This window comes from Flavobacterium sp. 90 (genome assembly GCF_004339525.1).
Lineage (GTDB): Bacteria > Bacteroidota > Bacteroidia > Flavobacteriales > Flavobacteriaceae > Flavobacterium.
In genome coordinates this window covers 6,317,620-6,341,396 of sequence record NZ_SMGE01000001.1, presented here as the reverse complement: position 1 = coordinate 6,341,396, position 23,777 = coordinate 6,317,620, and the positions used below count along the sequence as shown (strand labels likewise).

The window sequence follows — 23,777 nt, the reverse complement described above, 5'->3', positions numbered from 1 at the left end:
AACAGGTATTTATACTGGCATTTTAGTGGATCGATGTTATATATATTTATAAGCAATGAAGCTTCAAGATAAATATCATTTACAGAAAATAAGATTTATTGCTAAAAGATGGAGGGCAATTTAGATAATATAAATAAATTCCAATTACGGTTTTCCGTAAAGGAAAAAATGATAAAATAATAAGAAAAAAAATCTGCGCAAAATCAATGCGTAGTTATATGATTATCTTTGGCTTATACAAAATTTGAAAACAATGATTAAAAGGAGATACTATTCTTCCCGCAAAGGAACTTTGGGAAAGGATTCGAAAATTAATTTCGAGGAGCTAAAGGAATTGTTTCTGATTTCTTATAAGATGCTTGATGAAGGAGGCTACTTTCAAAAGTATTTTGGCATCGACTGTATAGACGGCTATCGCGAAGGAGAATTGGGTAATTATATTGCTGAATACATCTTTATGAATCTAAGGAGGAGGGGACTTTATCCTGTTTATGCCAATCTTGTGGATTATACGGAGGATGATCTCTTTGATATGATTGAGTTTTTGCACGACCATTGCTCAAAAGGGATAGACGGGCATTACCATAGTTATGGCAATTGCGGTACCCACTATAATGAATTTAATGATCTGGAGGGACAAAAAAAATTTAGAGAGTCAATGAATCCTATTTTGCAGGACTATCAAAATGGATTCGAGATTTCTGAGCAGGGCGAGATATTGATTTTATCGGATAGCGGCCTTTCAAATCTATTTGATGCTAATATTCCGACACTTGATAAGGAAAATGTCTCTGATAGGATTGATTCAGCAATTCTAAAATTTAGACGTCACAAGGCAACTTTGGATGACAGAAAAGAAGCAGTAAGGGAACTTGCCGACGTATTAGAATTTTTAAGGCCTGAGATTAAAAAATGTCTGAATAGGAAAGACGAAAATGATCTTTTTAATATCGCGAACAACTTTGGTATCCGGCACCATAATGAAAAACAGCAGACCGATTACGATAAGGCAATATGGTACAGCTATATGTTTTACCATTATTTGGCCACGCTGCATGCCGTGTTGAGAATGACAAAAAAGCTGTAGTCATCGCTTTTCAACAAAATATTCTGGTTTTAACTTTAATAGACTACGACCATAATTCAAATCGAATACTTTATTAGCTTAATATTATATATTTGAAGATAAAGTAAGGCTTTCCTTTTCAATACATGACTACCCAATTCAGGTATGATGTGTCGAATTTAATCGGTAAAAAAAATCAAATTAGTTGTTATTTTAATTTTCATCAATGCCAAATTTAGTTTCATACATAGATGCTTCCGAATACTATCACCCAGACATTAGGCTATATTATGATTTCGAGGAAATTGCTTTAGGAGAAAATGATTTTAAGTTATTTCATTTTGAAGGTAATGGAGTGCATCTTTATTTGCTAACTGATGCAAATGAAACAGATCTGGCAATCATGCGATTAGTAGAGATCGCATTACATGGTATTAAATATTATCAAATTTCTAAATCATTTTCAGTAATTGCGCAAAAAGGCTATGGAGAAACACTTTATAACTTGTGTTTTAATCTCCATAAAGGAAATTTAGTTTCTGATTGCATCAACACTTTACCGGGATCTTATAATTTGTGGAAGAAGATTTTAAGAAAAAATAGTGCAATTGCGGTTCGATATGACTCAAAAAACAATCGAAAGTTTGAGATAGATTTAGAAGACGAATCCCTAATTTGGGGAGTTCCCGATAATTTCCGTGATATCATTTTAGAAACACCATGGGAAGCAGTAATATTCGAAAATGAATATGATGATTTGGATTATGGTGAGGATAATGAATTTTTTGAGAGCTCATTTGTTGATTATTTATCGGAAAATGACAAAATTGAACGAACTCTATTATCTGATTATATAGTGGAAGCGTTGAAAAAGAAAAGAAAGATAAAAGATCGTAGCGAAATTTTAATTTTGGTATAAAACGAAAGGTAACAGCAGGTTTAAGAATTTGGGGTAATGGTCGAATTATGAAAAGGTCTTTTTGTATAATTGGCTTAAGTCCTAATGTAATGTTTTTTGGAACTTCATGACGCCGGTAATCGTTGAGTGCAATAAAAACTAAAACAATCATATTAAATATTTAACGATAACAATGAGAGTTAAAAAGATATTTTCCAAAATCAGCGAAGAATCATCTTTTGATGCAGAAAGATTAGAAAAGGAAAACCCACAATATTGGAAAAAATTAAAGCAACAGTTTGATACTGGTAGACAAATTGTGGCAGTTCAACTTCATAATGGACTAGATAGATTAAACGAGAAAACATTAAGATATTATCTTATGGAATATGCTCACAGATATCTTAAAATCGGGCCAAATTCTTTTCCAACATCTTTTAATGCGCTTGAACCATTTTTTATCTACAATCATCATAATTCTATTATACAATTAGTTGATCAAGAAGAATCTTATGGTGTGTCTTTAATCGACTTTCTCAACTTTGTAACTGGGGCACACTTCAATTTGGAAGAAATTGATTTTTATGAAAACATACCAGAAAAAGTCATCTTTCATTTTACCTTTGCAACAGGTTTTGATGAAATTAATTTTTCTAATAATCAAAGTACAAAATTTCACGTTGGGGGATTGTCATTAGTGAGACAAGGAAATGAAGTGTCAATATTATTACAAGCTGGAGAATCTTATGACAAAGAAAAAGCGTCTGAGTATTTTAATGAGATAACAAGAAAGACTGTTGAAGATTCCATAAGCCCTTATAAGAAATCACTTGGACTTACTATAGAAGAAAACGACGAAATTCCAAAAGTTGTTTTTTTTGATGATAATGAAGATTTATGGGCGCACTCAGTGTCACTATTATTTGACATAGAGAAAAAATCGATCGACATAAGACACGTCGCAAGAGATGAAAATTTAAGTTTTGTGGTGTATACCGATGATTACAATGCTATATTCTTAAGAGCCGAAACTTCTGAACAGGAAAAGAAAGAATTTATCGAAAATAATGAAAAAAAATTAAGCAATTACAATGCTGTTTTTGACTTTGCCAAATATTGTATGGCTTTACCGTATTATGTTTTCGAGAATGAAGAAAGAATTATTGATACTACATACGAAACTGGATTAAAGTCAATACTTGGTGGTGTCCTTTCAAAAAGAAAGTATAATACTGTTCCTGGCAATTTTAAAATTTATGCAAAACCATTTTATTATTTAGAGTCCGATAATCAATTAGTTCTTAAAAAAACTGAATTAGATGATGACAGTTTCAATATCGAAAAATCTGGTTTCTGGAAAAGAATTGGAATCAATGAGGAAGGATTTGATAAAAATGGACGCAAAATTATTGGAAAAACTTGGGTAGAAAGAAATGATGTATATTACACTGCACCCAAAGGAATTACAAAAATTGAAGAGGTGGAAATATATGAAAATGAAAATGCAGGATATGTATACGTTATGAGACAACCAACTCATGAACAGAATATTTTTAAAATTGGATTAACTAAACGAAACATTGAAACTAGAAGCAGGGAACTTTCCAATACCAGCTCTGTTGATAAATTTTTTGTCGTAAATAGTTATTATACAAAAGATTGTGTAGAGGCGGAAAAGAAAATTCATGAGGAACTTAAGTTTTATAGATTAAGCGATAGAAGAGAATTTTTTAAGTGTGATTTGAGAAAGATAATTGACACTTGTGACAGGATTATTAAAGAAATAAACAAAAATTAATCGTATACAGAAATAATGCAATTTCTGGTATCGATTTAACAACAATTGAAATAAACCAACTTTTGGCATCGGTTGAACAACGAGTAATATTTAAGACATTTGGATGTTTAATATACTCGAAGCTAAGCATCCTAGTAACTGATTTTACTGAATTTTTCTTGTTTTAGAATTCATTGTGCCACGATGTTACCACAAAACTTATCTCTGTGAAAAATCTTTAAAATTCGCCTTAATTATTTGTGGTAGAAGTGGTATCAAGTCCAAATACCGATATGCCTCGATTCTCCCACAAAACTTAGAACGGCTAAGATCTTAAAAACGACTTAATTTTTGTGGCAATTTTGGAGGTAACTCCAGATCAGTATCTGCTCGTAATCATGACAGGTACTTTTTATTAATTTCTATTTTCTTTAGCGCATTATTAATGGACGTAATGTAAATTTAGGCATTTTATTGTTTAGAGGTAGCCGTTATATCTTAAAGACTTGCCGATTTGCATCTATGTATTAGACGTCATCTTCTTCACTTTATTGGTATACGTTTAAATTTTTATTTAATAATAGATGAGATTTATTTTGTACCCTATTTGTACCATTGACTTGTACGGTATTGATTTATATAGTTTGTTATTTTTGAAGAAGTAAAATAATTTACTCTGTAAAGACGCACTGCGTTGCGTCTCTACAATTGAATAAAAAAAAACCGAGTCAGAAATGACTCGGTTTTTTTATGGACTATAGCTAAGTTGTTGAAAAAAAGAAGTTATAGAAATACAGTATTTTATTAAATGGTTTTTATGAATTTATTTAAGAAAATATTTAAAAATTTATTTTGCGTAAATGTGGTTTTCCTCAAATATACTAGGTTTTTTATTGTTTAATTTGTTAAAAACTAACCTAAAACAATTAATACCTAAAACCAATTTATGAAAAAAATTCTGCCTATTGCATTACTTGTATTGTCTGTAGTTTTCACCGCTTGCAGCAGTGATGATAACAATGATAACAAAGATCCGGAAAGTTCGTTTTCGGCTACCATTAACGGTAAAGAATGGAAGCCAACAAAAATTAATATGGTTACTTTGATAAAAGTTCCAGGTTCTGGTCAGCGTTTTGATATTAATGTTCAGGATGATTCAATTTTGCTGGCATTGGCTTGTGAAAGCGAATTAACAAACAATGACGCAATGCCATTGAAACAATATAACTTTTTTGAAGATCCAACAGATAATCAAGTTAGTAATGCTTTGTTTCTAAATACTTATTTATATGCAAATGGAAATTCTTTGACAGAGCATTTTCCTGTATCAGGAAAAATTACAATTACTTCTATGGATGCTTCGAAAAAAACAGTATCGGGAACGTTTAGTTTTAGAAATGAAAAAAGTCAGGATGAAGGAGCTAAAATAAAAGTTACAACAAATCCAACTCCAACAGTAGTTGAAGTTACAAATGGAGTATTTACCAATTTATCTTATACAGTAATTAAAACTCCATAATAATTACAAAAAACGTAATAAAGACAAGCCGGATTAGCAATAGTCCGGTTTTTTTTATGTTTTATAATTACTAGAATTCAATCTATTCGTCTTCTGGTCTTTTTATAATTGAGAAACCTTGTAATTCTACTTCGTCAATTTTCATTTTGATGGTTATATTTGGATTTTTTTTCAAAGTAATGTCGACCTCTTTATAACCTACAAATAAAACTCTTAATACATCTTGTTTATTAGCTTCTATTGAAAATTTTCCATCTATGTCGGTTGAAACTCCGTTTTTTGTGTTTTTAATTGAGACAAATGCACCAGGTAAAGGATTGTTCTTTTCATCATATACAACCCCTGAATATTTGATTTTACCGTTAGATTTAACGTTTACCGAATCGCTAAGTTGCTTTTGATCTGTTTGCTCTATTTTTATTTTACCTTGGGCTTTTGCGGTTTGATTTCCTAAACCAAGAAATGCAATGAGTGAAGCCGCTGCAAGTATCCAAATTGATTTTTTTTCTTTAGGAATAATCATTTCACGATCTAATTGCGATATTCTAAATCTACCACAGAGGTTTTCCTCTTTTTTATAAGCCACAATAATTTGCCTATCCGAAGATTTTGTAAAATCAATTACATTTTTTTGACAGCTACTGCAAAATTTCCCTTTTTCTGTTGGAGACATTTCATACCAGTTTTCGTGGCAAGGTTCTGGAATTGAGATTTTTATTTTGTTCGTCATTTTATTTTATGCTGTATAAATGTATTCTAAAACAAATTACTGTTTATAAAAGTAATGATTATTTTAAATTACGCGACAATAGATTCCTGCCAAAATGATAAATGTCATTTCTCATTCAGATTCTTTTTCGTAATATTACTATTGAAAATATTATTGAATGAGAAAGATAAAATACAAGAAGGGACGCAAGCTTCAGCACATCACTTTAGAGTATACCGGGACGCATAAAGAGCATCAGACAGAGATGCAGCTTTTTGTATACGATGATAACGATGTTGTTGAATATGATAAGTTTACGGTTCTGGCATTAAATACCTGTATTGATTATAATAAAAATAATTGGCTCAATGTTCACGGATTAAATAATATCGATTTACTCAAAACAATAGGAACACATTTTAAACTGGATGATTTTTTATTGGCAGATATTTTAAATACTGCGAAAAGAACGAAGCTTGAAGAACAAAAAAATATCCTATTCTTTAATATAAAATCACTTTTACCTTCGGAGTATTCAGATAATATTAGCGTTGAGCAAATAAGTTTTATTCTGAAAGATGGAATTCTAATTTCTTTTCAGGAAAAACGAAGTGATTTCTTTACTCATATTCGCGAACGTCTTCGTACTCATGCAGGAATTGTTAGAACAAAAAAGGTTGATTATTTACTCTATTTATTGCTGGATGCTGTAATGGAGAATTTTTATATTACGATTGAAGACGAAGAAGATAAAATTGAAGAATTAATCAATTTAACGAAAAAAGGTGCTGATCCGGTTATCTTGGAAAAGATTGAAAATCATCGCGATAATTTTAATTTCTTAAAACGTTCTATTATTCCGTTAAGAGATTCTTTGTATTATTTAAAAACGATTAAAGACGACGATACTTACAATGGAATCCAGAAAGAGACTTTTAGTTTCTTTATTAGATTGCATCAAAAAAGCCTTGAATTACTAGAGCAAATCGAATCGGATATGAGTTCGTTAGAAAGTGCTTCAAACTTTTATTTCTCGGAACAAAGCCGAAAAATGAATGAGATTATGAAAACCCTGACTATTATTTCGGCCATATTTATTCCGCTTACTTTTATTGTTGGAGTATATGGAATGAATTTTGAATACATGCCGGAACTACGGGCAAAAAACGGCTATTTTATTGTCATGGGAGCCATGTTTTTATTGGTTATAGCCTTGATTATTTATTTCAAAAAACGACGCTGGTTTTAGCGTTTATCATACAATTAAAAAACTTGAAAAGTTTTAAAATATAAATTATGAGTAAAGCAATATATATAGCTACAAGCGATCAGAATAGTGGAAAATCAATTATCACACTTGGTTTGATGAGTATTTTGATTGGTAAAACGGCCAAAGTAGGTTATTTTAGACCCATTGTAGAAGATTTTGTTGATGGAGAATTAGACAATCATATCGAAACTGTTTTATCGCATTTTAATCTTGATATTAAGTTTGAAGATGCTTATGCGATTACCAAAAGCAAACTGATTAAAAAGAAAAATAAAGGTAAGATAGGTGAGGTTCTGGACTTAATTATTGAAAAATATAAAAAGCTCGAAGAACGTTTTGATTTTGTTTTGGTTGAAGGAACAAGTTTTACAGGAGAAGGAACTTCTATAGAATTAGATTTGAATGTTTTAATTGCTAAAAACCTCGGAATTCCAACTATAATAATGGCATCTGGAGTTGGAAAAACTTTAGAAGAATTAGTAGATAATTTGTATTTAGTTTATGACTCTTTCAAAGTGAAAGATGTTGAGGTTTTATCTGTTTTTGCTAATAAAGTACAGCCAGAGAATATTGAATTAGTAACTAAAAGTCTGCAAAAAAGTTTACCTGCAAGTGTATTAGTAAATACGATTCCGCTTATATCAAGTTTGAATAATCCGACAATGCAGGAAATTGTTAATGCACTTGATGCAAAAGTATTATTTGGAGGTAATTATTTGAATAATGAAATTGGACATTTTAGCGTTGGAGCGATGCAATTGCACAATTATTTAGTTCATTTGCATGACAATGCTTTGGTGATTACTCCGGGAGATCGTTCAGATATTATTTTAGGTGCTTTGCAAGCCAATGAATCTGCAAATTATCCAACTATTTCAGGAATTATTCTAACAGGAAATATTGTTCCGGAAGAAAGTATTCTAAAGCTTATTGAAGGACTTTCGGCGATTGTGCCAATTATTGCTGTTGATGGCGGAACTTATCATATTACCAATAAAATAGGTTCTATACGATCAGAAATCTACGCAAACAACACACATAAAATTGAAACTTCGATAACTACTTTCGAAAAGTATGTAGAGGTTGAAGCTTTATCTGAAAGATTAATCACTTTTGTGCCGGAAGGAATGACGCCAAAAATGTTCCAGTACAATATGGTAAAAAGAGCGAAACAGCATCGCAAACATATTGTTTTACCTGAAGGAAATGACGAGAGAATTATCATCGCTGCTTCAAGATTATTAGATATGGATGTAGTTGATATTTCGATTATTGGAGATAAAAAACAAATCGAAAGTAAAGTTGCAGAATTAGGAATTACATTTGATTTTTCGAAAGTAAATATTATCAATCCTATAGAATCTCCACTTTACGAAGATTATGCAAATACATACTACGAGCTTAGAAAAGCCAAAAATGTGAGTATTACAATGGCAAGAGATTTAATGGAAGACGTTTCGTATTTTGGAACTATGATGGTTTACAAAGGTCACGCAGACGGAATGGTTTCCGGTGCTGCACATACGACACAACACACGATTTTACCCGCTTTGCAGTTTATTAAAACCAAACCTAATTCTTCTGTAGTTTCTTCTGTATTTTTTATGTGTTTAGAAGACAGAGTTTCGGTTTTTGGTGATTGTGCGATTAATCCAAATCCAACAGCAGAACAATTAGCAGAAATTGCAATTTCATCGGCAGAATCAAGTTCAGCTTTCGGAATTGAACCTAAAATTGCGATGCTTTCTTATTCGTCAGGATCATCAGGAAAAGGAGATGAGGTTGATAAAGTAAGAACTGCAACAGAAATTGTAAAACAAAAGCGTCCCGACTTAAAAATCGAAGGACCGATTCAGTATGATGCCGCAGTCGATCGTGCCGTAGGAAAAAGCAAAATGCCGGATTCTGAAGTAGCGGGACAAGCGAGTGTACTTATTTTTCCTGACTTAAATACAGGAAACAATACGTATAAAGCCGTTCAGAGGGAAACCGGAGCATTAGCTATTGGTCCAATGTTGCAAGGTTTAAACAAGCCTGTAAACGATTTGAGCCGTGGTTGTACTGTAGACGATATTATAAATACGGTTGTCATAACAGCGATTCAGGCGCAAGGACTTTAGTCAATTAAAAATTAGGAATTAAAAATTAAAAAAATAGAACGCGGATGACACAGATTCGCTAGCGCGAAAACGCAGATTTACACTGATTTTATTTTTTACAGAATAAAAATCCGTTTTAATCCGTGTCTTTACGAAGTAAATCAGCGTCATCCGCGTGCTAATGTCAACAACAAGAAAAAGGAATGAAAATATTAATTATCAACTCAGGAAGTTCATCAATAAAATATCAATTAATGGTTATGCCAACAAACGAAGTAATTTGTACTGGTATGATTGATAGAATTGGATTGGAAACTTCAAATGTAACATTCAAAAGTGCTTTAAATACAATAGAAGAAACGTTGCCAATCCCAAACCATAAAGTAGGTTTACAAAAAGTAGCCAGTATGCTTTTGGATGCTGAAAAAGGTGTTATAAAATCAACATCAGAAATTGGTGCAGTTGGTCATCGAGTTGTACATGGAGGAAGTGATTTTAGTGATACGGTAAAAATCGATGAAAAAGTAAAAGCAAAAATCAAGCAGCTTTTTGAATTGGCACCATTGCATAATCCTGCAAATTTAGAAGGAATTAATGTTGCTGAAGAAATCTTTAGTTCAGCAGAACAAATTGCTGTTTTTGATACTGCTTTTCATCAAACAATGCCCGAAGTAGCTTATAAATATGCAATTCCAAATTATCTTTTAACAGAGAATAAAGTGCGTGTTTATGGTTTTCATGGAACAAGTCACAAATATGTTTCTGAAAAAGCAATTGACTTTTTAGAAAAAAAATCAAAAATAATAACCATTCACTTAGGTAATGGCTGCAGTATGGCGGCGATTAAAGACGGAAAATGCATTGATACCACAATGGGATTTTCGCCTTCTAATGGTTTGATTATGGGAACTCGTTGCGGCGATATCGATCAATCTGTGGTATTTTATATGATTAAAAATTTAGGATATACACCAGACGAAGTAAATTCAATTTTGTTGAAACAAAGCGGTATGCTTGGTCTTACAGGTTATAGCGATTTAAGAGATATTGAATCAGAAGCTGAAAAAGGGAATAAAGATTGCCAATTGGCTTTATTTATGAATGCCTATCGTATTAAGAAATTTATTGGTTCTTATGCTGCAGCTTTAAATGGTTTGGATGCGATTGTTTTTACTGCCGGAATTGGAGAAAATTCTTCGCATATGCGTAAATTAATTTGTACAGATATGGATTATTTCGGAATAGAATTAGATCAGGATAAAAATCAGATTCGTTCAAAAGAAGTTAGAGAAATTAATGTACCGAGTTCAAAAACAAAAGTTTTGGTAATTCCAACAGATGAGGAATACGAAATTGCAAATCAGGTTTATCATTTACTTCAAAACTAAAATTTGATATTTAAATTATAAAAAAAGCTCCACAATCGTGGAGCTTTTTTTGATCTAAAAATTGAATATTTGTGAGTATCTTTGAATATAAAATATCATATTTTGAAATCGATACTTATAAAAACAATATTCTTCTTTTTTATTGCTTTTCAAATACAAGCACAAGAATTACTCCCTTTTGTAGAAAATTATAATAAATCAGATTACCAGGGTGATAACCAAATTTGGAATGTCGTTCAGGGAAAAGATAATGCCATGTATTTTGCCAATAATCATTATTTATTACGATATGATGGTGTTCTTTGGGAAAAATATTCTTTACCTAATAAAACCATTATCCGATCTATTTTGATTGAAGGTGATAAAATTTATTCGGGTTCATATAAAGAATTTGGATACTGGTATAGAAAAGATGGTAAGATGCATTATGTCTCTATTACCAAAAATCTGCGTTTGTTTGATGAAAAAGATAATGAGGAAATCTGGAAAATTTTCAGATTTAATGGTGCATTGTATTTTCAATCTTTCAATGATGTTTTTATCTATGATGGAAAACAAATCAAAAAAATCAGATTTCCGTTTTTAATTTCCTATTGTTTTGTAGTAGACAACAATCTTTATGTTGCTTCTGTTGCAAAAGGGATTTTTAAAATGAACGGTTCCCGAATTTCAAATCCAAAAGGTTGGGATGTTTTAAAAAAGACTGTAGTTCACGCCATTGAAAAATATCAAGGTAAAACATATGTTTTTACTCAGAAAAAAGGGATTTTTATTCTGGAAAACGGAATCTTACAGCCTTGGAATAATCCTTTAAATGAAACTTTTAAAGCTGCTACTATAAATGTTGCAAAATTTATTAAAAACAATAAACTGGTTGTAGGAACAGGAAACAGAGGTGTTTTTATTTACGATTTTAATACAAATACGTCTAAGAATATCGATCGAAACAATGTATTGATGAACAATTCTGTTTTAAGTATTGGTTTTGATAAAGAGAATGATTTATGGTTGGGATTAGACAACGGAATTGCCCATGTAGAAGTGAATTCGCCAATATCATTTTTTTATGATAATTCAGGGATTTTAGGTTCTGTATATTCCGTCGCAACAACAAATAAAGGATATTTGATTGCTTCTAATCATGGTATTTATGAGTTTTATGCCGGTAAATTTAATATGCTTCCAAATACTCAGGGACAAGCGTGGAATATTACAAAAATTGATAATAAATATATTATTGGTCATAACGATGGAACATTTTCTTATGACAATGGTTCTTTAGAAAAAATAAATAATAAAAGCGGTGGTTGGAATTTATCAAAAAGCAGTATTAATAATACTTATTTTCAGTCTACTTATGACGGAGTTTTATTGTATGATAATCCTTCAGATTTTACGCAGAGTAAAGCTATTAAAGACCTTTCGAAACCTATAAAATATGTTGCTCAGAATAGAAAAAATGAAATTTGGGCGGCAGATAATTATCGCGGTTTGTATCGTGTTTTATATGATGATAATTATAAAACTAAAAAAGTAGAGAACGTTACACAGCAAAGTAAAATAAAAAATGATTTTGGAGTCAAAATTTTTGAATTCAGAAATGAGATTCTTTTTCTTATAAATAATGTATGGTATACTTATAATTCGCTTAGTAATAAATTAGAAGAAAACAAATTGTTTAATTCTAATTTCAAAAATATTAGTGATGTAGTTTCGATCGATGAAGATCATTTTATGGTATTGCAAAATGGTATTTTGTATCATATTTATGCTGATGGAAATAAATTTCTATGGAATATTATTCAACAGAAATATTATAAAGGAAAATTGATCAATGATAATCTTAGAATTTTTAAAACTCAGAATCATTATTTATTGAATCTTGATGATGGTTTTATTTCACTTCCATTAAAATATGAAAATCATCAAAATTCAGATGTTAAAGTAGAAGCATTTAATGAAGAAAATTTAGTTGAGGAAGATTCTAACATTAAATTCAATACGGAATTAAAAGTTAATGTAATTTCAGGGATTTACGGAGCGAGTAAACCTAATTTGTTTTACAAGCTTACTAATAGTAAAGATTATCAACCGGTTTTAGACGGGTTAATTGTATTGAACAATTTAAGCAGTGGATATCATTCGATAACTATATTTAATCATAATGGAGCCAATTACGAAAAAGTAGCAAATTTTGATTTTAAAGTTTCGGAACCTTGGTATTTTTCAATTTGGATGATTTTCTTGTATTTGTTGGTAATAGGATTGGTTTTATTTTTCTACTACAGATGGAATAAATTTCGATATATGCAAAAATTAAAATTGCAAGCAGAGGAATTAAAGCATCAAAGAGAAATTCTGGAAATGGAGTTGAAAGCAGAAAATGAGCTGAATGTTCAGGAATATGAAAAACATATTCTGGAACTTGAATTGCAGACAAAATCTTCTGAAGTTGCCGGTAAATCGCTGTCTATTGCAAAGCAAAGCGAAATGATCGAAAACATTCAAAGTATTCTTGATTCAGAGAAAGATTTTAATAAACTTAAAAGCGAAATCAAAAAGGCGATTAAGATAAATGAAGTCAATAAACACGAATGGGAAACTTTTGAAACAAATCTAAATCAGATTCACAATGAGTTTATCATTAACCTTTCTAAGAAATTTCCAAATCTTACTCCAAAAGATATAAAGCTGTGTGTTTATCTTAAAATGAACCTTTCATCAAAGGAAATTGCACCTATGATGAACATCTCTTTTCGAGGTGTAGAATTGCACAGATATCGCTTAAGAAAGAAATTAAACCTGACACAAGATGAAAACCTCTCAAAATTTTTATTAAGTCTGTAAGATTTGTATTTTATTTTTAAAGATATTATATTTTTGCATCTCTTTTTTTATATAATTCTAATACATCATTACTACATCATAACGAAATGTTAAAAGCTGGAAATTAACATTTATAATGTTGATTTATAATTAATTAGATTATTAATTTAACATAATGATGTATCTGTGTTGTAGTGGTTTTGATGTACTACAACGTTGTAATTGTTTAATTTGGTCGAACTAACTTAAACGATTACGAACTGTATGAAAAATTTTATTTTTAGCTTTTTAGCGCTCTTGCTGCTTCCTGCTTATATGTCAGGACAAGCAATTAAAGGAAAAGTAGTAGACAGTAGCGGAATGGGAGTTCCCGGAGCAGTTATTAGTGCACCGCAATCCCGAACATCTGCTGATGCTGATTTCGACGGTAATTTTACAATAAACGCCAAAGAAGGTGAGACTCTTAAAGTCTCTATGCTAGGTTTTGATGCTGTTACTATAATAGCGACATCTGGTGCGATGACCATTACACTAAAGGAAGCGGGTGATACTGCTTTAAAAGAAGTAGTAGTTATTGGATATGGTACCAGAAAGAAAATTGATAATACTTCAGCTGTAAGCTCAATCAAGTCTGAAGAAATTACAAAAATGAAGGTAATTAATGCTTCTCAAGCCATACAAGGTAAGGCGGCTGGGGTTCAGGTATCTACTTCAGATGCTCCAGGAAGTACACCTTCTGTTGTAATCAGAGGAGCCGGTACTGCATTAGGAGGAAGAAATCCTTTGTATGTTGTAGATGGTATGCCAACTGATAATATCAACAACATTAATACTAATGATATTACATCTTATGAAGTTTTGAAAGATGCTTCTTCATTAGCTATTTATGGAACTAGAGGTGCAAATGGTGTAATTATGATTACAACCAAAGCAGGAAAAGGAAAACTTACTGTTGATGTTGAAAGTTTTGCAGGATTTAGAACTCCTCTAAAAAGTGTAAAAATGGCAAATGCTGACGAGTATGTTCGTTACAGTAATGCAGCTTTTAGCAAAGATTATCCAAGTGGAAGATTCTCTGCAAATCAGCCTTATAACACTAATTGGTTTGATGAGATCACAAGAACGGGATCTTATACTCAAAACAATATTTCAATCTCAGGATCTTCAGAAAATGTAAAATACTTTTTTAGTGTTGGAAATTATGAAGAAAAAGGAATTTTAAACGGATCTGATTACGGACGTACAACTTTCAGAAACAATAACGAGTTTAAACTTTCTGATAAAGTTAAATTAACTCAAAACTTTAGTGTAAGTAGTATAAAAAATACACCAATGCCTTTGAGTGCTTTCACAAATGCTTACAGACAATCTCCATTAGTTCCTGTGCGTTATGCTGACGGTAAATATGGTGTGCCATTTGTAAAAGATGGAATTGTAGGTGAAACTGGTGATTCTTTTAATAATGTTGGAAATCCTGTAGCTCAACTAGATTATACAAATGAGCAACAACAAACGGTTACTTTACAGGGAGGTTTGAAATTAGATTATGATATTATCAAATCTTTAAAATTCACATCTCAATTCAATGGAGAATTTTATACTTACAAACAGTATAATTATGTAGATAATATAGCTCTTTGGTCAGCTGCAGATCCAACTCGTATAGTAGCAGACTACCCAAAAGATTTGAATATAAACACTTTGACAAGATCCAGAGATCAGTATTTTAACTGGAATTTATCTAATTACTTGACTTTCAATAAAGTTTTTGCAGATATTCATGACATTGAAGTTACAGCGGGTATTGAGGCAAATGTACAAGGAACAAGAGAAAAGCTTACGATTGACAGAAAGAATGTAAATGCAAACTCAAATTACTGGTCTTTAAAAGATGTTAATGTTGCAAGTAACGTTACAGGTTTAAAAGATGAGGCTTTAAACCAAAGAAGATTAGCATCATATTTTGCACGTTTTCAATATAAATTGATGGACAGATATTTACTTACAGGTACTGTTAGACGTGACGGATCATCACAATTTGCTGACGACAAACGTTGGGGAACATTTCCATCTGTTGGTTTAGGTTGGATTGTATCAAAAGAAAGCTTTTTAAGCAATGTTGAACCAATTAATTTATTAAAAATTAGAGGATCTTGGGGTAGATTAGGAAATCAAAATGTACCTCTTAATACCCAATTATTAACTTCTGGATTAGATTATTCTAATTTAGGTTCGGGGACTACAATAAATTCTCAGGTAGATCCTAATTTATCTTGGGAGATTGTTGAAGAACTTTCAGGAGGTTTTGATTTTGAAGTGTTGAACAGCAGATTAAAAGGATCTTTTGATGTGTATGATAAAAACACAACCAATACAATTTTGAATGTAAAACCATATTCTACTTCTGGAATTACCGTTGCTACACCTTCACATATTGGAGAAGTATCTAACAAAGGTTATGAAATTTCTTTGCGTTGGGATGACAAAATAAACGACAAATTAAGCTATTGGGTAGGAGGAAATTTTTCTCATAATAAAAATGAACTTACAAGTCTTAAAAATGTACAGCTAAATCCAATTATTGGAGGAAGTTTAGGAAATGGTCAAAACACCAAAATTCTTGATAATACTTCAGTAGGACAACCTTTAGGAAGTTTCTTTATGTATGAGTACGCAGGAGTTGACCCAACAAATGGTCAAATGTTGTACTACAAAGCAGACGGTTCTAAAGTTGCTCAAACAGGCTTGGATGAACTTAAAGACAAAAAATATGTAGGTTCTCTTTTACCAACTTCGAATTATGGAGTTAGTTTAGGATTAAACTACAAAAGCATTGATTTTTCTGTTGACGGTTACGGAACAGGTGGAGCAAAGGTATATAACGGTAAAAAAGCACAAAGATTTGGAGGAGAAAACATTGAAGCTTCTGTAGCTCGTGATTTCTGGACACCTACGAATGCAACGTCTTCTAATCCTGCACCTTCAAACGCTACACCGGTTGCTTCAACTTATTATTTAGAATCTGCAGATTTTTTCAGAATCAATAACATTACTTTGGGGTATAAACTACCACTTAGAGACGATCAGTTTATTAGCTTTTGCCGAATATATGTAAATGCAATTAATCCATTTATCTCACAAAAATTCTCTGGATTTTCACCAGATGTTACAAGTGATGGTAAACTTGTTGAAGGCACTCAAGGGGTTGAGTTAGATGCTTACCCATCATTGAGATCATTTGTTATTGGTGCTAATTTAAAATTTTAATATTATGAAAAGATTATATATATCAATGTTTGTACTATCTGGAATACTTTTTTCCGGATGTTCAAATGACTTTTTAGATGTAGAGCCATCAGAAGCTATTCCGGCTGATCCAGCTTTAGTAAATAGCGATGCTGGAGCTACAGGTTTTGTAACTGCTATTTACAATCAATTTTTAGGATGGGAAATGTCATCTTTTGGATGGAATGCAGTTTCAAGTATTATCACTGATGATGCTGATAAAGGTTCTGATCCCGGAGATGCAGGTGGAGATAAAGATATTGTTGATGCTTTGACTTATAATGCTTCAACTCCTTCTTTTCAATCTACTTGGGAAGCTAATTATGCTGGGATAAACAGATGTAATCAAGCATTGGAAATGTTTCCAAAATTAGATAAGGCAAACCCAAGTTTAAAAGCGAGATTAGTTGGAGAAACAAAATTCTTGAGAGCTTTTATGTATTTTACTTTGGTAAAGGGATATGGTGGAGTTCCAATTGTAGATCACTTGGCTCTTGTTCCAATCTCTGATGCAGACAGAAAAATGCAATTGACACGTAAATCAGTAGCAGAAGTTTATGCTTTTATCGAAAAAGACTTAAATGATGCTATCGAAGCTTTGCCTTTAAAATCAGCTTATACTGGAGCAGATGTTGTGAGAGTTTCTAAAGGATCTGCATATGCTTTATTAGCAAAAGTAAATCTTTACCAAAAAAACTGGCAAAAAGTAATTGACAACTGTGATAAAGTAACAGGTTATTCTTTAGTTTCTGATTATTCTCTACAATTCAAAAAAGAAGGAGAATTTGGTCCGGAATCTATTTTCGAAATTAATGGAGTAGGTTCTACTTCTACCCCTGGATTTGGAATTGGAAATTACACTGTTTCTCAAGCGCCTCGTGGAGCTGGAGGATGGGGTTGGGGATTCAACACACCAACTGAAGGTTTAGCTAATGCTTACGAGACAGGAGATGTTAGAAGAGAAGCTACAATTATTTTCAGAGGTTCAGTTTTATATGATGGTAAAGTAGTACCATCAACTGTAGCAAATCCAAGATATAATTATAAAGCATATTCATCAGCTTTTTACAATCAGGAATTTACAGACACAAATCTTAGATATTTAAGATATGCTGAAGTTATATTAATGAAAGCAGAAGCTTTGAATGAATTAGGAGATACTGCGGGAGCTATTCCTTTAGTAAATCAAATTCGTAAAAGAGCAGGTTTAGGAGATACTCTTTTTACTTCTCAATCAGATATTAGAAAAGCAATCTGGAAAGAAAGAAGATTAGAATTTGCTTTTGAGCACGACAGATGGTTTGATCTTGTTAGAACAGGACAAGCAGAAGCGGCTATGGCAGCAGATGGAAAAACTTTTGTTGTTGGAAAACATGAATTATGGCCTATACCAACTTCATTCTTAAGAGAAGCTGGTGGACTTTCTCAACAAAACCCGGGTGGTTATTAATTAAATTTTTTAAATCACTCCTTTCTCAGGAAAGGAGTGATTTTTATTAATGGTTTTTAAATTTTTTATAATGGTTAGAATTTCAGTTTTATTATTAGTTTTTACATTTTTTGGTTGCGGATCTAATTCTGATAAATCAAAAGAAAAAGAAGGAGAAAATGTAGTTGCTGTAAAATTAACAGATGAACAACTTTTAGCTACTGTTCAAAAACAGACTTTTAAATATTTCTGGGATTATACTGAACCAAATTCAGGATTGGCCAGAGAACGTTTTCATCCTGATGGGAATTATCCTGACAATGATGCTAATATTGTTACAACCGGAGGTTCTGGTTTTGGCTTAATGGCAATCGTTTCCGGAATGTCTCAAGGATATATTACAAAAGCACAAGGAGTTGAAAGACTAAGCAAAATTGCAGATTTTTTACGCAAAGCAGATCGTTTTCATGGAGCATGGTCACATTGGATAGACGGAAATACCGGAAAAGTAAAGCCTTTTGGAACCAAGGATAATGGTGGAGACTTAGTCGAAACTTCATTTTTGGTTGCAGGAATGATTACTGTTCGCGAATATCTAAAAGAAGGCTCAGAAAATGAAAAAGCAGTCGCTCAAAAATATGACGCACTTTGGAAAGGGGTTGAATGGAATTGGTACACAAATAAGAAAAATGTACTGTACTGGCACTGGTCACCAACATACGATTGGCAAATGAATTTCCCGCTTGAAGGATACAACGAATGTTTGATTACTTATGTAATGGCAGCATCATCGCCAACGCATTCAATTGATTCAAAAGCATATCATGAAGGTTGGGCGAGAAGCGGCGGAATCGTTTCGGACAAAAAGAAATATGATATTCCGTTGATTTTAAAACATAATGGAGCAGAAGAATTTGGCGGACCTTTATTCTGGGCACATTATTCTTATGTTGGACTTGATCCAAATCAGTTAAGCGATAAATATGCAAACTATTGGGATTTGAATGTTAACCAAACAAAAATCAATTACGAGTATTGCATTCAAAATCCTAAAAATGGCTACAGCGCTGATTATTGGGGATTAACAGCATCGTATTCCAGAAATCCTGATGGATCGATTGGATATAATGCACACATGCCAAGCAACGATCAGGGAGTTATGTCTCCAACAGCTGCGATAAGTTCTATTGCTTACACGCCAAAAGAATCAATGGCAGTGATTAGAAATTTATACGAAAATCATAAAAAAGAAACTTGGGGAGAAGCAGGATTTTACGATGCTTTGAGCTTACAGAATAATTGGGTAGCAAAACGTTATCTGGCAATTGACCAAGGACCGGAAGTGGTTATGATCGAAAATTACAGAACTGGTTTGTTATGGAAATTATTCATGAATGCACCAGAAGTAAAACAAGGATTAACAAAATTAGGTTTCCATTCAGGAAAATATGGAATTTAAGATGAGATATAAATTTGCATTAATTGCAGTATTATTTTCTGCGTTGGCATTTGCGCAAAGTGAATCAACGGGAACAATAAAAACTGAGGTAATTGTAAAGCATGAATTAGGTTATGCGTTACATAAACCTGCCAATACAAAAGAGAATAAGCCATTAATAGTTTTTATTTCGGGAGATGGTGAAAAAGGGACAGACATTGAAAAAGTAAAAATCAACGGCCCTTTAAAGTATTTAAAAACACACTCATTAGATGCTTATGTTTTGGCTCCGCAATGTAAATCAGATGAAAATTGGGATATAGAATCTATCAATGAATTGATTTTAAAAATTCAAAAAGAGAATAAAATCGATTCTAACAGAATATATGTCACCGGATTAAGTTCCGGAGGTTGGGCGGCATGGAATCTGGCATTATCATATCCGGATAAGTTTGCAGCAATTGTCCCAATTTCGGGCTTTGTTGATTTGATTGAATTAGAAAGTGCTTGTAAGATTGCTAATATTCCAACGAGGATTTTTCATGGATTATTAGACGATGTAGTAAAAGTAGATTACGCCATAACAATTTACAAGGAATTAAAAAAGTGCAATGCCAAAGATGTTCAATTGACCATTTTTGATGATGCAGGTCACGATAGTTGGACACGAGTTTATGACAATCCCGAAATTTATGACTGGATGTTTAAACAGATAAAAACGAACTCGAAGAAATAAAGAATATAGAATATAGAAAATAGAAAATAGAAAAAAGAAAATAGAATATAGAATGAAGTTGCTATGATTTCAATTTAGAAATAAAACGAAGAAAAGTGATTCCATCCTCCATTATAAATGCAAATATTAAATACACATGAAAAACAAATTAGTCTTACTTTTTTTAGGATGTGCTGTTTTGGGTTATGCTCAAAAAAAGACCACTAAAACTACAGTAAAAATTAAACCAAGATCAGAGTTTGTAGCAGAACTATTGTCAAAAATGACATTAGACGAAAAATTAGGGCAGCTTAATTTACCAACTTCTGGAGATATTACGACAGGACAAGCAAACAGTTCTGATGTGGCAAAAAAAATTGCTGAAGGTAAGGTAGGAGGTTTATTCAATATTAAATCTGTTCAAAAAATTAGAGAAGTACAAAAAATTGCAGTTGAAAAAAGCCGTTTAAAAATTCCATTGATTTTTGGTATGGACGTAATTCACGGTTACGAAACAACATTCCCAATTCCGTTAGGATTATCATGTACTTGGGATATGGGCTTAATCGAAAGAAGTGCTCAAATCGCTGCACAAGAAGCTAGTGCTGACGGTATTAACTGGACATTCTCTCCAATGGTTGACGTTTCTCGTGATCCTCGTTGGGGAAGAGTTTCTGAAGGTTCAGGAGAAGATCCATATTTGGGAAGCCAAATTGCAAAAGCAATGGTAAACGGTTACCAACAACACGATCTTTCTAAAAATAACTCAATCATGGCATGTGTAAAACACTTTGCTCTTTATGGTGCGCCAGAAGCAGGACGTGATTACAACACAGTTGATATGAGTCATATTAGAATGTTCAACGATTATTTCCCTCCTTACAAAGCAGCAGTTGATGCTGGTGTAGGTTCTGTAATGGCTTCTTTCAATGAAATTGACGGAATTCCAGCAACAGGAAACAAATGGTTAATGACAGATGTTTTAAGAAAACAATGGGGTTTTAAAGGTTTTGTTGTAACAGATTTTACCGGAATTCCTGAAATGATCGAACATGGAATGGGAGATTTACAAGCTGTTTCGGCTTTATCTCTTAACGCAGGTGTAGAAATGGATATGGTTGGAGAAGGTTTCTTAGGAACATTGAAAAAATCTTTAGACGAGAAAAAAGTAACAATCGAAACAATCGATAATGCAGTAAAACTTATCCTTGAAGCAAAATATGATTTAGGATTGTTCAGTGATCCATATAAATATTGTGATGCTAACAGAGCAAAAACGGAGATTTTTACAGCAAGCAGCAGAAAAGAAGCAAGATCAATCTCTGCACAATCATTGGTTTTATTAAAAAATCAAGGTCAGGTATTGCCACTTAAAAAATCTGGAACAATTGCTTTAATCGGACCATTGGCTGATGCCAAAGAAAATATGCCGGGAACTTGGAGCGTTGCTACAAAAATGGAAAATGCTATCTCATTATTAGCAGGAATCAAAGAAGTAGCAGGACCTTCTACAAAAGTATTATATGCAAAAGGGAGCAATTTAGATTACGATGAAACTTTTGAAACAAACGCAACTATGTTTGGTAAAACTTTACACCGTGATGGACGTTCAAAAGAAGAATTATTGGCAGAAGCTTTAAAAGTTGCTAATCAATCAGATGTAATTGTTGCTGCACTTGGAGAATCTGCAGAAATGAGTGGAGAATCAAGCAGCCGTACGAATTTAGAAATTCCACAAGCGCAAAAAGATTTATTAAATGCATTATTAAAAACAGGAAAACCAGTTGTTTTAGTATTATTTGATGGTCGTCCGTTAGTTATTAAAGAAGAAAACGAAACTGTTCCGGCTATTTTAAATGTTTGGTTCGCAGGATCAGAAGCAGGATATTCTATTGCTGATGTTTTATTTGGAGATGTAAATCCTTCTGGAAAATTGACATCAACTTTCCCAAGAAGCGTTGGACAATTGCCAATTTATTACGCACACAAAAATACAGGAAGACCACTTTCTAATACAGAAGGTAAATTCGAAAAATTCAGATCTAATTATATTGACGAAAGAAACGAGCCATTATTCCCATTTGGTTTCGGATTAAGTTATACTTCTTTTGAATATTCAAACTTAAAAATTTCATCTGATAAAATGAATTTCAACGGAAAATTGAAAGTGACTGTTGATGTTGCAAACACAGGAAATTATGACGGAAAAGAAACCGTTCAATTATACATTAGAGATTTAGTAGGTTCAGTAACAAGACCAGTTAGAGAATTGAAAAATTTCCAAAAAATTACACTTAAAAAAGGGGAGAAGCAAACCGTGACTTTTGATATCACAGTTGAAGATTTAAAATTTTATAACTCTGATTTACAATTCGTAGCAGAGCCTGGACAGTTTGATATTTTCGTTGGTGGAAATTCAAATGCCGACAAGAAAGTTAGTTTTGAATTAGCTAAATAGTTGGTTTATTTATTGTAATTAGCCCTTCGTAATTGGTTGACGAAGGGCTTTTTTTTAGTCTTTAGTTTTATAAAAAGTATAAATTAAATTTCGATCTAATGAATAAAAGTAAAATTTCTGTAAGACTTTTTTTAATGTCGATGATGGTTGTTTTTTCGTCTTGTAATGTCAGTAAAAATGCTGTTGTAGCACATAGAGGAGCATGGAAAAAGGACAATTCTCCGGAAAACTCGATTGCTTCTCTCAGACATGCTATTGATTTAAAACTTGCAGGTTCAGAATTTGACGTTTGGAGAACAGCCGATGATTCCCTTGTAATCAATCACGATGCACATTATAATAAATTGCTGATTGAGGAAACAAATTATGCAGATCTAATAAAGTCTAAACTTTCAAACGGAGAGAAGTTGCCAACTTTATACGAGTACATAAAAGAAGGTAAAAGAAACAATAAAAAAACGCTTTTAGTCTGTGAAGTAAAACCTTCGGAAATAAGCAAAGAAAGAGGAAAAGTAACTGCCATAAAAACAGTTGAAACAATCAAAAAACTGAAAGCAGATAAAATAACGTGTTATATAAGTTTTGACTACGAAATTCTGAAGCAAATTCAGCAATTAGATCCAAAAGCCGGATTGCAATATCTCGAAGGAAATAAATCCCCTGCCGAAGTCAAAAAAGATAATATTTCTGGAATTGATTACCATTATTCTGTTTTTCAAAAGCATCCGGAATGGATAAAAGAAGCAAAAGATAATAAGATTACGCTAAATGTCTGGACGGTAAATGATGCTGAGGTTATGGATTGGATTATCGGAAATAATTTTGATTTCATCACAACCAATGAACCGGAATTACTCAATGAAAGATTAAATAAAAAGAATTAACCTCTTTTTACAAAAA

General features: G+C 32.2%; 15 protein-coding genes. 14 read left to right on the top strand and 1 reads right to left on the bottom strand.

Annotation, left to right across the window (positions count from 1 at the left end; translation table 11 throughout):
• The first annotated feature begins 355 nt into the window (after positions 1-355).
• The 4 genes from C8C83_RS25815 to C8C83_RS25800 all read left to right on the top strand — a co-directional run bounded on the left by C8C83_RS25815 (position 356) and on the right by C8C83_RS25800 (position 5,260).
• Positions 356-1,087, top strand: a complete 732-nt coding sequence (locus C8C83_RS25815) for a hypothetical protein (RefSeq protein WP_199735273.1) — start codon at positions 356-358, stop codon at positions 1,085-1,087.
• 205 nt (positions 1,088-1,292) lie between these two features.
• Positions 1,293-1,985 (top strand): hypothetical protein, encoded by a 693-nt coding sequence (locus tag C8C83_RS25810; RefSeq protein ID WP_121325572.1) that lies wholly within the window; start codon positions 1,293-1,295, stop codon positions 1,983-1,985.
• Positions 1,986-2,157: 172 nt separating this feature from the next.
• The gene (locus C8C83_RS25805) at positions 2,158-3,762 is read left to right on the top strand and encodes a GIY-YIG nuclease family protein (RefSeq protein ID WP_121325570.1); all 1,605 of its coding nucleotides are present in this window, start codon (positions 2,158-2,160) and stop codon (positions 3,760-3,762) included.
• Between the two features lie 925 nt (positions 3,763-4,687).
• Entirely contained in the window at positions 4,688-5,260 is a 573-nt protein-coding gene (locus C8C83_RS25800) for a DUF6252 family protein (protein WP_132011964.1), read from the top strand.
• Positions 5,261-5,342: 82 nt separating this feature from the next.
• On the opposite strand, the gene C8C83_RS25795 is transcribed toward C8C83_RS25800, so the two are convergent.
• On the bottom strand, positions 5,343-5,990 hold the full coding sequence (locus tag C8C83_RS25795; protein WP_132011963.1) for a carboxypeptidase-like regulatory domain-containing protein: 648 nt from the start codon (positions 5,988-5,990) through the stop codon (positions 5,343-5,345).
• A 157-nt stretch (positions 5,991-6,147) separates the two neighbouring features.
• Here C8C83_RS25795 and corA point away from each other — a divergent pair, with 157 nt between their 5' ends.
• The 10 genes from corA to C8C83_RS25745 all read left to right on the top strand — a co-directional run bounded on the left by corA (position 6,148) and on the right by C8C83_RS25745 (position 23,761).
• Positions 6,148-7,218, top strand: coding sequence for a magnesium/cobalt transporter CorA (corA, locus tag C8C83_RS25790; RefSeq protein WP_132011962.1), 1,071 nt, complete (start codon positions 6,148-6,150; stop codon positions 7,216-7,218).
• A 47-nt stretch (positions 7,219-7,265) separates the two neighbouring features.
• Complete coding sequence (gene pta, locus C8C83_RS25785; RefSeq protein ID WP_121331368.1) at positions 7,266-9,359, top strand: phosphate acetyltransferase; 2,094 nt, start codon at positions 7,266-7,268, stop codon at positions 9,357-9,359.
• A gap of 182 nt (positions 9,360-9,541) precedes the next feature.
• Positions 9,542-10,726, top strand: coding sequence for an acetate kinase (locus C8C83_RS25780; protein WP_132011961.1), 1,185 nt, complete (start codon positions 9,542-9,544; stop codon positions 10,724-10,726).
• A 102-nt stretch (positions 10,727-10,828) separates the two neighbouring features.
• On the top strand, positions 10,829-13,573 hold the full coding sequence (locus C8C83_RS25775) for a histidine kinase (RefSeq protein WP_121331367.1): 2,745 nt from the start codon (positions 10,829-10,831) through the stop codon (positions 13,571-13,573).
• Between the two features lie 243 nt (positions 13,574-13,816).
• The gene (locus tag C8C83_RS25770) at positions 13,817-16,819 is read left to right on the top strand and encodes a SusC/RagA family TonB-linked outer membrane protein (protein ID WP_121331366.1); all 3,003 of its coding nucleotides are present in this window, start codon (positions 13,817-13,819) and stop codon (positions 16,817-16,819) included.
• A 4-nt stretch (positions 16,820-16,823) separates the two neighbouring features.
• Positions 16,824-18,287 (top strand): RagB/SusD family nutrient uptake outer membrane protein, encoded by a 1,464-nt coding sequence (locus tag C8C83_RS25765; RefSeq protein ID WP_121331365.1) that lies wholly within the window; start codon positions 16,824-16,826, stop codon positions 18,285-18,287.
• Positions 18,288-18,357: 70 nt separating this feature from the next.
• Positions 18,358-19,725 (top strand): glucoamylase family protein, encoded by a 1,368-nt coding sequence (locus C8C83_RS25760; RefSeq protein WP_121331478.1) that lies wholly within the window; start codon positions 18,358-18,360, stop codon positions 19,723-19,725.
• Between the two features lies 1 nt (position 19,726).
• A complete protein-coding gene (locus C8C83_RS25755) occupies positions 19,727-20,440 on the top strand; it encodes a prolyl oligopeptidase family serine peptidase (protein ID WP_121331476.1) in 714 nt (237 codons plus the stop codon).
• Between the two features lie 136 nt (positions 20,441-20,576).
• The gene (gene bglX / locus C8C83_RS25750; RefSeq protein ID WP_132011960.1) at positions 20,577-22,877 is read left to right on the top strand and encodes a beta-glucosidase BglX; all 2,301 of its coding nucleotides are present in this window, start codon (positions 20,577-20,579) and stop codon (positions 22,875-22,877) included.
• A 98-nt stretch (positions 22,878-22,975) separates the two neighbouring features.
• On the top strand, positions 22,976-23,761 hold the full coding sequence (locus tag C8C83_RS25745; RefSeq protein WP_121331364.1) for a glycerophosphodiester phosphodiesterase family protein: 786 nt from the start codon (positions 22,976-22,978) through the stop codon (positions 23,759-23,761).
• Positions 23,762-23,777 lie beyond the last annotated feature (16 nt).